At 59.0% G+C, this 12,398-nt stretch carries 9 protein-coding genes; 3 read left to right on the plus strand and 6 right to left on the minus strand.

What is annotated here, in order from left to right:
- The first annotated feature begins 4 nt into the window (after positions 1–4).
- On the plus strand, positions 5–979 hold the full coding sequence (locus ACA071_RS15210) for an HlyD family secretion protein (RefSeq protein WP_497645107.1): 975 nt from the start codon (positions 5–7) through the stop codon (positions 977–979).
- A gap of 97 nt (positions 980–1,076) precedes the next feature.
- Here the strand turns inward: ACA071_RS15210 and ACA071_RS15215 are convergent, their stop codons facing one another.
- The 6 genes from ACA071_RS15215 to ACA071_RS15240 all read right to left on the minus strand — a co-directional run bounded on the left by ACA071_RS15215 (position 1,077) and on the right by ACA071_RS15240 (position 9,061).
- Positions 1,077–2,498, minus strand: a complete 1,422-nt coding sequence (locus ACA071_RS15215) for an efflux transporter outer membrane subunit (RefSeq protein ID WP_497645108.1) — start codon at positions 2,496–2,498, stop codon at positions 1,077–1,079.
- Positions 2,495–5,674 (minus strand): efflux RND transporter permease subunit, encoded by a 3,180-nt coding sequence (locus ACA071_RS15220; RefSeq protein WP_497645109.1) that lies wholly within the window; start codon positions 5,672–5,674, stop codon positions 2,495–2,497. The genes ACA071_RS15215 and ACA071_RS15220 overlap by 4 nt, the downstream gene beginning before the upstream one ends.
- Positions 5,675–5,689: 15 nt before the next feature.
- Positions 5,690–6,943, minus strand: a complete 1,254-nt coding sequence (gene mexE, locus ACA071_RS15225; RefSeq protein ID WP_497645110.1) for a multidrug efflux RND transporter periplasmic adaptor subunit MexE — start codon at positions 6,941–6,943, stop codon at positions 5,690–5,692.
- 276 nt (positions 6,944–7,219) lie between these two features.
- Positions 7,220–7,675 carry a DUF805 domain-containing protein gene (locus ACA071_RS15230; RefSeq protein ID WP_497645111.1) on the minus strand — a complete coding sequence of 152 codons (456 nt, stop codon included), beginning with the start codon at positions 7,673–7,675 and terminating at the stop codon, positions 7,220–7,222.
- A gap of 15 nt (positions 7,676–7,690) precedes the next feature.
- A complete protein-coding gene (locus tag ACA071_RS15235) occupies positions 7,691–8,041 on the minus strand; it encodes a DUF4190 domain-containing protein (RefSeq protein ID WP_497645112.1) in 351 nt (116 codons plus the stop codon).
- A gap of 102 nt (positions 8,042–8,143) precedes the next feature.
- Entirely contained in the window at positions 8,144–9,061 is a 918-nt protein-coding gene (locus ACA071_RS15240; protein WP_169369781.1) for a LysR family transcriptional regulator, read from the minus strand.
- A 269-nt stretch (positions 9,062–9,330) separates the two neighbouring features.
- On the opposite strand from ACA071_RS15240, the gene ACA071_RS15245 reads away from it, so the two are divergent.
- The gene (locus tag ACA071_RS15245; RefSeq protein WP_497645113.1) at positions 9,331–10,353 is read left to right on the plus strand and encodes a zinc-dependent alcohol dehydrogenase family protein; all 1,023 of its coding nucleotides are present in this window, start codon (positions 9,331–9,333) and stop codon (positions 10,351–10,353) included.
- 540 nt (positions 10,354–10,893) lie between these two features.
- Entirely contained in the window at positions 10,894–12,348 is a 1,455-nt protein-coding gene (locus ACA071_RS15250; protein WP_497645114.1) for an HAD domain-containing protein, read from the plus strand.
- Positions 12,349–12,398 lie beyond the last annotated feature (50 nt).

Below are 12,398 nucleotides of genomic sequence, written 5' to 3' on the forward strand. Positions count from 1 at the left end.
TGCCTTGAAAAAGATCCTTGCCCGACTCGCGACCGTTGCGGTGGTGTTGCTGGCCTTCATCCTCGGCTGGTTTGCGTGGGAGCATTACACCCGCGCGCCCTGGACTCGGGATGCCCGGGTGCGTGCGGATGTGGTGACTTTGTCGGCCGATGTCGCGGGACGCATCGTCAGCCTCGGCGTGCAGGACAACCAGCATGTGGAGAAAGGCCAGTTATTGCTGGAGATCGATCCAGCGCGGTATAGCCTGGCGGTGGAGCGGGCCAAGCGGTCCGTAGAAGTGTCGAAAGCGACCCTTGGCCAGTCGCAAGCTTCGATTGTCTCCAGTGAGGCGCTGCTCAAGCAACGTCAAAGCGAGGAACAGCGACGGCGTAAGCTGAAACAGGGTTTCGCGATTTCCGGCGAGGAGTGGGAAAAATCCAGCACCGAAGTCGCGGTGGCTCAGGCCGAGTTGTTGCGCAACCAGGCCAACCTCGGTCTGGCACAAGCCAATGTGCAATTGGCTATTGCCGCGTTGACCCAGGCGGAACTCGATTTGCAACGTACCCGGGTTGAAGCGCCGGTCAGCGGCTACGTCACCAACCTGTTGACCCGTCAGGGCGACTACGCCACAGCCGGGGGCGCGTTGCTGGCGCTGGTGGACAGTGACTCGTTTTATGTCAGCGGTTACTTCGAGGAAACCAAACTGCCGCGAATAGAGGAGGGTGACCGGGTGCGGATCGAGTTGATGAGCGGTGAAACCTTTGGCGGCACGGTGCAAAGCATCGCCTTTGCCATTGCCGACCGGGAGAACGCCCCGGGCGGGCGCCTTCTGGCCAACATCAACCCCAGTTATACGTGGGTCAAATTGGCGCAACGGGTGCCGGTCCGGATACAGATCGATGCCGACTATGCAGCGAAAAACCGCTTGCGTGCGGGGACCACGGCCACCGTAACCGTCGATGAAAACCGTAAGACAGAAGTTCACCACCAACCCCTGTAGGTGTTTTCAGTAGGCAAAAAAAAGCCCCGCGACCGAATGAGACGCGGAGCCAAAAAAATTGGTTGGTTGCGGCCAACCAAAGGAGCTCTTTAAAAACTTACTTGCTGGCGACCGTCTCCGGCTGCCAACCGCCACCGAGGGCTTTGTAGATCGCGACGATGCCGCGATACAGATCGACTTCGGCCTGGGCCTGGGAATCTTCGGCTGCCAGACGCTCACGTTGCGCATCGAGCAGGACCAGGAAGTCCGCCGTGCCTTCGCGGTAGCGAATTTCCGCCAGGTCGGCAGCGGCGCGGCTGGATTCGCTCTGACGAATCAGCGAAATCAGGCGTTGCTGACGTTTGCCGTAATCGCTGAAGGCGTTTTCCGATTCTTCCAGGGCCAGCAGCACTTGTTGCTCGTAGGTCGCCAGGGCGCCTTCGGCATCGGCGTCGGCACCGCGCAAACGGGCGCGCACGCTGCCCAGGTCAAACGCTGCCCAGGTGATGCTTGGGCCGAGTGCCCAGGCATTGGCCGCCGCAGAACCGATCTGCGAGCCACGCCCGGCGGTAAAGCCGAGGAAGCCGCTGAGGCTGACCCGTGGGAACAAATCAGCCTTGGCCACGCCGATACGCGCCGTGGCGGAAGCCAGTTTGCGCTCGGCGCTGAGAATGTCCGGGCGACGTTGCAGCAGTTCACCCGGGTCACCGATCGGCAGAGCCTTGGCGATCGCTGGTAAATCTTTCGGGCTCAAGTCGACGGTCAGCTTGTCCGGACGCTCACCCAGCAGGGTGGCAATGCGGTTTTTCTGCCGAACCTGTTCGGCCTGCAATTGCGGCACGCTGGCTTCGACGGAGGCCAGCCGTGCATCGGCGCGGACCACATCGAGCTGATCACCGACACCGGCATCACGCAGGCTGACGGTGATCTTGCTTGATTCCTGCTGGTTGTTCAGGTTGGCCAGGGCGATCTTTTCCCGCAGTTGTGCGCCGCGCAGTTGACCGTAGGCGTCCACCAGTTCGGCAATCATGCTGACTTGCAATTGGTACAGATCGGCTTCAGCTGCCTGCTGCTCGGCGTCGGCCGATTCCAGGTTGCGCTGGATACGACCGAACAAGTCCAGTTCCCACGCCATGTCCAGGCCCAGGTCGTAGCGTTCGCTATTGACCCGTTTGGTGGTCTGGCCTGGGATTTGTCCCTTGGCCAGGTCACTGCTGGCGCGGCTGGTGATGGTCGGCATGGCGTCGTTGCTGGCGTCGTCGCGAATCGCCCGAGCGGCTTTCCAGCGAGCGAAAGCCACGCGCAGATCACGGTTGCCTTGCAGCGATTGCATCACCAACTGGTTGAGGGTCGGGTCTTCAAACTGTTGCCACCAGATGCCTTCGAAACGCGAGCGGTCGTAGTTTTTCTGACCGTTGGCGCCATCGGTGACGGCCGTGATGTTGGCCGCCTCCGTGGTTGGGGTTTTGTAGTCCGGGCCTACGGCACAGGCGCTTAGCGCCAGTACCAGCAAGCTCGGCAGGAAGGCTTTCAGGCTCATTGTTGCGACTCCAGTTTCAGGGCCTTGGCCGCTTTGCGCGCTTCACCGCGCTCCACAAAGTTACGAATCAATACGTAGAACACTGGCGTCAGCAATAGACCGAAGAAGGTCACCCCGAGCATCCCGGAGAACACCGCCACACCCATGGCGTGACGCATTTCGGCACCGGCACCGCTGGAGAACACCAGTGGCACAACACCCATGATGAACGCGAAGGAGGTCATCAGGATCGGCCGCAGACGCAGACGGCACGCTTCCAGCACCGCAGCCAGAGGGCCGAGGCCTTCCTGCTGTTTATCCTTGGCAAACTCGACAATCAGAATCGCGTTCTTACAGGCAAGCCCCACCAGTACGATCAAGCCGATCTGGGTGAAGATGTTGTTGTCGCCTCCGGAGGCAATGACACCGGTAATGGCCGACAGCAGGGTCATCGGTACGATCAGGATCACCGCCAGTGGCAGGCTCCAGCTTTCGTACTGGGCTGCAAGCACCAGGAACGCCAGCAGTACGCAGAGCGGGAACACGAACAACGCGGTGTTGCCGGACAGAATCTGCTGGTAGGTCAGGTCGGTCCATTCGTAGGTCATGCCGTTCGGAAGTTCATCCTTGAGCAGTTTCTCGATGGCGATCTGCGCCTGGCCAGAGCTGTAGCCCGGAGCTGCCGCACCGTTGATTTCAGCGGTGATAAAGCCGTTGTAGTGCATCACGCGGTCCGGGCCCGAGGTGTCGCTGACCTTGATGAAGGTCGCCAGCGGGATCATCTCGCCTTTGTTGTTACGCACTTTCAGCTGGCCGATTTGATCCGGTTCGAGGCGGAACTGTTGCTCGGCCTGAACGTTGACCTGATAGGTGCGACCGAAGCGGTTGAAGTCGTTGGCATACAGCGAACCCAGGTAGATCTGCAGGGTGTCGAAGATATCGCTGACGGCCACGCCGTGGGTCTTGGCTTTTTCCCGGTCGATAGCAGCATCGACCTGCGGCACGTTCACGGTGTAGCTGGTGAACAGGGCGGCCAGTTCCGGCACGTTGTGGCTCTTGGTGATGATGTTCATGGTTTCTTTGTACAGCTCGTCGTAACCCAGGTTGCCCCGGTCTTCGATCTGCAGGCGGAAACCACCGATGGTGCCCAGGCCTTGTACCGGCGGCGGCGGGAAGATCGCCATGTAGGCCTCTTCGATACCGGCGAACTTGCCGTTCAAGGCACCGGCAATCGCACCGGCGGACATGCTTGGGTCTTTACGCTCGTCGAACGGTTTCAGGGTCACGAACACGATGCCGGCGTTCGGGCTGTTGGTGAAGCCGTTGATCGACAGGCCCGGGAAGGCCACCGCACTTTCCACGCCAGGCTGTTTCAGGGCCAGGTCGGACATGCGTTTGATCACGTCTTCGGTACGGTCCAGGCTCGAGGCATCCGGCAATTGCGCGAAAGCCACCAGGTATTGCTTGTCCTGGCCGGGTACGAATCCGGTCGGGGTGTTGGCGAAACCGAAGAAGGTCAGCACCATCAGGCCAGCGTAAAGGAGCAGGGCGATACCGCTGCTGCGGATAACCCGGCCTACCGTACCGACATAACCATGGCTGGCTTTCTCAAAGAAGCGGTTGAACGGACGGAACAACCAGCCACCGAAGATCTTGTCGAGGACCTTGGAGAAACGGTCTTTCGGCGCGTCATGGCTCTTGAGCAATACCGCGGCCAGTGCTGGCGACAGGGTCAGCGAGTTGAAGGCCGAGATCACCGTCGAAATCGCGATGGTCAGGGCGAATTGTTTGTAGAACTGCCCGGTCAACCCGGAGATGAACGCCGCCGGGATAAATACCGCACACAGCACCAGTGCCGTGGCGATGATCGGACCGGTCACTTCACGCATGGCCCGCTTGGTGGCTTCGACCGGGGTCAGTCCCAGTTCGATGTTTCGCTCGACGTTCTCCACCACCACGATGGCGTCGTCCACCACGATACCGATGGCCAGTACCAAGCCGAACAGTGACAGGGCGTTCAGCGAGAAGCCGAACAGGTGCATCACCGCAAACGTACCGATCAGCGAAACGGGCACCGCCACCAATGGAATAATCGAGGCGCGCCAGGTTTGCAGGAACAGAATCACCACCAGAACTACGAGGATCAGCGCTTCGAACAGGGTGTGAACCACGGCCTCGATGGAGCCGCGCACGAAGATCGTCGGGTCATAGACGATGCTGAAGTCCATGCCTTCCGGGAAGCTCTTCTTCAGTTCGGCCATCTTGTCGCGAACTTCGTTGGAGATCTGGATCGCGTTGGAGCCCGGACGCTGGAAGATCGGGATCGCCACCGCCGGTTGGTTGTTCAGCAACGAACGCAGGGCGTACTGGCTGGAACCGAGTTCAACGCGAGCGATGTCCTTGAGGCGAGTGATTTCACCGTTGTCGCCTGCGCGAATAATGATGTTCTCGAACTCTTCCTCGGAAACCAGACGTCCTTGAGTGTTGACCGACAACTGGAAACTGGTGGCATTTGGCGCAGGTGGCGCGCCCAGGGCACCGGCAGCGACCTGGCGGTTTTGCTCACGAATGGCGTTGACCACATCGGTCGCGGTCAGGTTGCGCGAAGCGGTCTTGTTGGGATCGAGCCATACCCGCAGGGAGTAATCGCCCATCCCGAACAGTTGCACATCACCGACACCGCCCAGACGCGCCAGCTCATCCTTGATGTTGAGCAAGGCGTAGTTGGACAGGTAGAGCATGTCGTAGCGTTTATCCGGCGAGGTCAAGTGGACCACCATGGTCAGGTCCGGAGAGGCCTTGTCCACGGTGATACCAATGCGCGTCACTTCTTCGGGAAGCTTCGGCTCGGTCCGGGTCACACGGTTCTGCACCTGTACCTGCGCGTTATCCAGGTCAGTGCCCAGGGCGAAGGTGATGGTCAGGGTGATCTTGCCGTCAGCGGTGGACTGCGAGGACATGTACAGCATGTTCTCGACGCCGGTGATGGCTTGCTCCAGGGGAGCAGCCACGGTTTCACCGATGACTTTAGGGTTGGCACCCGGGAAGTTGGCGCGGACCACAACGGTCGGCGGAACCACTTCCGGGTATTCGCTGATCGGCAACTGGAACAGCGAGATGGCGCCGGCGATCAGGATCAGCAGCGACAGTACCGCTGCAAAGATCGGCCGAGAAATGAAGAATTGGGAAAAATTCATCGGAGTTGTCGTCCCTTAACCGCGTGGAGTCGCAGCAGCCAGTTTCACAACCGAGCCCGGCGCGACCTTGGCAGGTGCGACTTGGGGCAGGTTGCTGGCTTCCAGCGCTTGTCGTTGTTGAGCCAGAGCGGCGAGGGTTTCCTTGGTGGCCATCGGGATCACTTCAGGCGTCACTGGCGAACCAGGACGAACCCGTTGCAGACCCTTGACGATGACGGTGTCGTCCTTGTTCAGGCCGTTGCGCACGATGCGCAAGCCTTCGATCTTCGGACCCAGTTCAACCGAACGGTAGGCGGTCTTGTTGTCGCCATCGATCACCAGCACGAACTTTTTACCGAGGTCGGTGCCGACCGCTTCGTCATTGATCAACACGGCAGAGTAGGTGCCGCTGCCGACCAGTTTCAGGCGTGCATACAGGCCGGGGGTGTACTGGCCATCAGCATTATCGAACACGGCGCGACCGCGAATGGTGCCGGTCTTCGGGTTGACCTGGTTGTCGACGAAGTTCATCACGCCTTGATGCGGGTTGCCGTCTTCGTTGGACAGACCGAGGTACACCGGGGTGGTGGCGCCGCGTTTACCCTGGCGAGCAAGTTGGGTGTATTTGAGGAATACACGCTCGTCGGCGTCGAAGTAGGCGTAGACCTTGTCGGTGGAGACGACGCTGGTGAGCGCGGTGGTGTCGGCGGTCACCAGGTTGCCGGCAGTGATTTCCGCACGGCTGACGCGACCGCTGATTGGCGAAGTCACGCGGGTGAAGCTCAGGTTCAGTTTGGCCAGGTCCAGTTGGGCCTGGAGGGCGCCGACGGCAGCGCGGGCTTCTTGCGAAGCGCTGGTGCGCGAATCGGCCAGTTCTGCGGAGATCGCGTTGCTGGTACGCAGGCGTTCGCCGCGCTGGGCTTCGTTTTCGCTGCGGGTGGCGTTGGCACGGGATTGGGCGACCAGGGATTCTAGGCGGCGGACCTCAGCCTGGAATGGACGGGGGTCGATCTGGAACAGCACATCGCCTTTCTTGACCAATGTGCCTTCAGTGAAAGCCACTTCATCGATCTGGCCGGAGACCCGTGGACGAATTTCTACGGTTTCTGGCGCTTCGAGGCGCCCAGTGAATTCGTCCCACTCGTTGACGGGTTGCTCCAGCACCTTGGCCACACTGACCTTGGCCGCTGGCATGGTGGCGGCGGTCTCAGGAGCCTTGCCGCAAGCGCTTATCACCAGCACGGCCAACAAGGCCAACGGGAAGCGCAAATGTTTAAGTGACTGTTCCATGGATGCATCCGCCAATGTATTAAGAATGGACGGATGATGCTCGGCGATGTTGTATCGCACGAATCGAATGAGGCAAAGATAACTATCATTCGGAATGATATAAGCGCGAAGCAAGCCCTCTAGCATGCGCCTTTCGTTAGGAGGCTATCAATTGGATTGATGGCAATTCTGTGTTGCGAAGAATGCAAAGGTCGGACGGATTGGAAGTCTTGTCAACGGCTCAAACAAAGAGACGGCCATTGCGACCGTCTCGATTAGCGTCTTACGAAGCTAACTTCAGTTGATCCCTTTAGGGTTCGGACCGAAGCGGTTAACGCCAGGCTGGCTGTCTTGAGCCAGGAACACAATGTTCACAATCGGCAGCAAGATCCACCAGCCACTGCGATCAGTGTCGTGCATCCGGCGAATGGCCGCACCGAGGCCCGGGAGGAACACCGCCAGGCTATAAACATTCGAGAAGATCCCTTTGGTACTCAACAAGGCGTCAATAACCATGAAGCCGATAGAGACCGCAATGTTGATCAGAATAAACATCCAGTATTCCCGACGGCTTGCACGGCCGCTGAACACAGCATATTTCTTCAGTACTTCGATGTAAGGATTACCTTGCGCCGCACCAGCGTTTGGCGCTGTAAAGGCTTGCTGGCTCGCTTGCGGCGCGCCGCATTGCGGGCAGGCCTTGGCCAGGGTGCTGATTTCCTTGGCACAACCACGACAAAAAACCATGCTCATATTTTTTCCCTAAAATTAGTCTAATGACAGTCCGATGAAAACAAGCGTCGCAATAGCCGACAAGATAACGCCGGCGATCGCCAAGTTATTTCCTGGTTTTTTCTGGTTGATGCTAATGATCCCGCAAATGAGACCGGCGACGGAAAAAGTGCTCATGCCGACGACGGTATCTCTATCCCATTCGGAGTCATCAAGCAGGGTGAGTAAGCAGATGATGCCCAATATCAGCGAGAGGATGGCCAGCCACGGTGAACCGGTGCCATGGGTTGCCGCCAAGGCAACCTGTTGGCTCGCTCCGCATTGGGGGCACGCTGGGGCTGTCTCGTGAATTTCCTTGGCGCATGCGCGACAAAATACCATTGTCATTGTTGTCCTTAACTTCGAATGCTTAATACCCGCCCGTTTATCGACCGGGCTTGGAATAACTTTACAGCGCTTCCCTATGTTTTTTGCGGCAATCAGGTGCGGTTATTGGAGGCTGTCCGGGTCGCCAAAGAACATCTGAATCCGCGAGCGCAACCAACGCTCCCCCGGATCATTGTCCTGCGACCCGCGCCAGGCCATGTGCAATTCAAAACTGCGCGTCGGCAACGGCGGATCTTCAGCCCGGACACCGCCGGCCGCGGTCAAGGCTTCTGCGGTGTAGTCCGGCACGGTGGCGACAATATCAGTGCCGCTGATGAGCGTGCTCAGCCCGTTGAACTGCGGCACGGCAAGTACCACGTGGCGTTTGCGTCCGAGTTTTTCAAGCTCTTCATCTATAAAGCCGCTCAGGTCACCGGCGAACGACACTAGCGCATGGGGACGCGCGCAGAAGTCATCCAGGCTCAGCGGCCCCGGCACGGTATCGGCCCGTAACAGCTTCGGCATGCTGCGACGCAGCACTTTGCGCTTGGCGTTGGCCGGCAGGTCGGCGGTGTAGCTGACGCCAATTGAAATTTCACCCGAGGCCAGCAGGCTCGGCATCAGGATGTAGTTGGCTCGACGCACCACCAGAACGATGCCCGGTGATTCGGCGCGCAGGCGCTTGAGCAGCATCGGCAGCAAGGCGAATTCGACGTCGTCCGACAGGCCGATACGAAACACCGCGGTGCTGGTGGCCGGATCGAATTCCGCCGCCCGGCTGACCGCCGTGGAAATGGAATCCAGGGCTGGGGAGAGCAGGGCGAAGATCTCCACCGCCCGGGCGGAAGGCTCCATGCTGCGGCCGGTGCGCACGAACAACGGGTCGTCGAACAGCCCGCGCAGGCGCGAAAGCGCCGCACTGATGGCTGGCTGGCCGAGGAACAATTTCTCCGCAGCGCGGGTCACACTGCGTTCATGCATTAATGTTTCGAAAACGATCAACAGGTTCAGGTCGACACGACGCAGGTCATTACGATTCATCTGGAGTCCTGGCAGAGTCAGCTAACTTGACGTGAGCGGCCATATGAGAACAATGGCCGGCATGAATCTTACGGGCAAAGGCTGCTACTCTGCACCGTGTAATTCAATTTTTACTTAAATGGCTGCTTCGGTTTTTACGGCATCTGATGATGTCGCCGTCGCTGCGGAATCAATGACAGGCATGTCGACTATTAATAGCCACTGATGGTCTTGGGTAGAAAGCCCAGATAGAGTTCGGGGCATTAGAGGTTACTTTGACGAGGTTTGCGATGTCCCGCACGATCCGTTTTCACAAGTTTGGTCCAGCCGAGGTGCTCAAATGCGAAGAGCATGCGGCCGCTCTCCCTGCGCCGGGCGAAGTGCAGGTGCGCGTCGAGGCGATTGGCATCAGCTGGTACGACATTCTCTGGCGCCAGAACCTGGCCTCATCCCACGCTCGTCTGCCTTCAGGCCTTGGCCATGAAATGGCCGGCGTGGTGACGGCGGTCGGCGACGGTGTCGACGACCTGGCAGTGGGTGACAAGGTCGCCAGCTTCCCAGCCGAGAGTCCTAACGACTATCCGGTCTACGGCGAGCAGATTGTTCTGCCGCGCTCGGCACTGACCCGTTACCCGGACGTGCTCAGCCCGATCGAAGCCAGCGTGCATTACACGCCGCTGTTGATCGCCTACTTTGCCTATGTCGATCTTGCGCGGGTCAAACCGGGTCAGTTCGCCCTGGTGACCGACGCCAGCCATTGCGCCGGGCCATCCTTCGTGCAACTGGGCAAAGCCCTGGGTGTGCGAGTGATCGCGGCGACCAAGACCGCCGACGAGCGTGAATACCTGCTGTCCCTCGGCGCCGAGAAAGTCATCGTCACCGAAGAACAGGATCTGCTCATGCAGATCAATAAAATTACCGATAACCGTGGCGTCGATGTGGTGTTCGACGGTCTCGGCGGGCCGCAGATGTCGCTGCTCGGCGATGTGCTCGCACCGCGTGGCAGCCTGGTGCTCTATGGCCTGCAAGGTGGTAACCAGACGCCATTCCCGGCCTGTGCCGCGTTCCAGAAGAACATCCAGTTCTTCGTACACTGTATCGGTAACTTCACCGGCAAGCCGGAGTTGGGCATCATTCAGGATCAGGTGGCGTTGCAACGAGCGTTGCGCGACATCAACCAGTTGACCGCCGACCGTGTGCTGCTGCCGCTCAAGACTCGGGTCTTCCCGTTTGCCGAGTTTGTCGAAGCCCACCGCTACATGGACGAATGCCCATGCCGCGAACGGGTCGCCCTTCAGGTCGAGCCTGCGTAACACCCTTCAAGCAGTCTACCGATGCCCTCTGTGCTCCCCGCACCGAGGGCATCGTCGTTTCTGGCTGGTGCATTTGAGCAACTGAACCGGTTTTTGCTTTCGATCTGTATCTTCTAATCATCATATAAGCCCTGATAATTGAATGATTACTTTCATCTCAAGGAGCGAGTCATGAGTGGGCGTTCGGTTGATATTAATCACTGCATGTTTGCCCCAGGCGATGGGCCAGTGTTGCATCGGCTAGTTATCAAAAATACATCAGTAACTTCTTTCTCTATTTTTTGTACTCAATGTCTGTGGGACGCTGTCGGAAGTTTCCTAGGAAGTTGTGTTAAACCTCAAGGGCCTTGCCCGGCTGGGCTTTGCGAGGAGGTGACTGTCGCCTTGGCATAGGCAGAGTGCAAACATTTCAAATAATTACTCAAATTCAAGTGCTAGCATTTTATGACAGGATCCAGCACTTCATCACCGAGAATCGGTCGCGCAGTGTCCATGACTGTTTGCGTGACATTGAACTTCCGAATACCAGGTAAAACACTGATGACGACAATCCACGATCAGGCAATGAACTATGTTTATCAGCAAGTACTGCAAAGGCTGCTGAGTTTTTTCTCTCGCGCCGAGCGCACCGCATTGCAGCTTATGATTCAGCGTCTGGTGGTGGCCGCCGGGGGAATAGAGCGAATCGGCGATTTCAAGGTGATGTCGATTCAGTCCGGGACGCTGGACAGTTGCTACACCCTGGCATTGCTGCGCGCCGCACAACTGAGTATTGCCAGTCGCGCACCGGCGACTTTCCAACTGCGCGTAGCGACCTTGCACCTCAGCGGGACCGGCTCGACGGCGCTGGACAACATCCACCGGAGCAACGCGGCACTGTTCCTCTACGATGATCCTCGGGTCGAACTGTTGATGGTGGATAACCGCGAAGTCCTGCCATTCGACCACTTGGCACCCATCTCCGAGGCCGGGCGCGAGTCGAATCGGCTCAATCTATTGATGGTCGGCCATCGTCGGACCTGGGACGGCCCGCTCGATCTATGGGATGACGGCTACCTCACCACTGGCGAGTTCTACGGGCAAATTGCTCGCTGGGACAGCGGCGTCGATGCCTTGATCACCAGCGAAACACCTCGCCAACAGAAGCAGTTTCTCGACGGATTGCGGCGTGCGGCGCAAAAGGCCGGCCTCGGGCCTTTGAGCTGCAATTCCGTCGGGTTCGAGGTGTTGTTTGCCATGCTCGATGAGCTGGGCAGCGACTACTACCGCGAGTTCTACTTCGGCCATGGGTACGCAAGCTGGCGCCCGGTGGGCCGGTTTGAAGCCTGCCGTCGCACCACCAGCCTCGACATTCACGATATGGTCATCGGCAAACTGGAAGAACGCTGGCCTCTGCTCACCGAGTTCCTGGGTGTCCGGTCCGACGAAATGGCGGCGCACCTGAGCGATAACGAGTACGTCAGCCCTGCGATTGCGGCGCACTTGCGAGGGCTGCAGGCGTGCTTTGTGTCGGGTCGCAGCTACGAAACAGGGGTCGCCGAATACTTGCAGCGAGCCTTGGTGATGATGCGACGCAAGCAGGTGCCGGAGCGTATTTGCGAGCTGGCACTGGAATCGTTCGGAAACCCGGCCACCTTGGTCGAACAGCGCCTGTTGGCGGCGGCCGAGGCGCAGAAAACCCTCGGGCTGACCGAGGCCCAGCTGATATGCCTGCTGTTTGCGCCCTTTATCGATGGTGGCGCGGGTTTGGAGCGTTTCCTGCGCAGTTGCCATCCCGGCATGCTCGTGGCGATGCCGGACTTGCACAAGGCGATGCAGGGGTATCAGGTGCCCGAACAGGTTGTGCAATGGATGGTCGATGTCAGCGGTTTGCCAGTCAGCCTGATCGGCACGCTTTATCGCATGAAACCCGTGGCGGTAGAGGCCGGCATCTGTGTCGAAGACCCGCAGAACGATGACGCTGCCGTGGTTGGCGAACTGTCAGCGGGGCATTGAAAGTGCAAGGGCTGCCGCGATCCACAATCGCTCACGTTCACGCCTGCATC

This window comes from Pseudomonas sp. LBUM1646, from assembly GCF_059716165.1.

Excerpts from the sequence above, each read along its gene's own strand:
- ACA071_RS15250 (WP_497645114.1), top strand. The coding sequence starts at position 10,894 with ATGACGACAATCCACGATCAGGCAATGAACTATGTTTATCAGCAAGTA.
- ACA071_RS15235 (WP_497645112.1), bottom strand. The coding sequence starts at position 8,041 with ATGACAATGGTATTTTGTCGCGCATGCGCCAAGGAAATTCACGAGACA.
- ACA071_RS15245 (WP_497645113.1), top strand. The coding sequence starts at position 9,331 with ATGTCCCGCACGATCCGTTTTCACAAGTTTGGTCCAGCCGAGGTGCTC.
- ACA071_RS15215 (WP_497645108.1), bottom strand. The coding sequence starts at position 2,498 with ATGAGCCTGAAAGCCTTCCTGCCGAGCTTGCTGGTACTGGCGCTAAGC.
- ACA071_RS15230 (WP_497645111.1), bottom strand. The coding sequence starts at position 7,675 with ATGAGCATGGTTTTTTGTCGTGGTTGTGCCAAGGAAATCAGCACCCTG.
- mexE (WP_497645110.1), bottom strand. The coding sequence starts at position 6,943 with ATGGAACAGTCACTTAAACATTTGCGCTTCCCGTTGGCCTTGTTGGCC.
- ACA071_RS15220 (WP_497645109.1), bottom strand. The coding sequence starts at position 5,674 with ATGAATTTTTCCCAATTCTTCATTTCTCGGCCGATCTTTGCAGCGGTA.
- ACA071_RS15240 (WP_169369781.1), bottom strand. The coding sequence starts at position 9,061 with ATGAATCGTAATGACCTGCGTCGTGTCGACCTGAACCTGTTGATCGTT.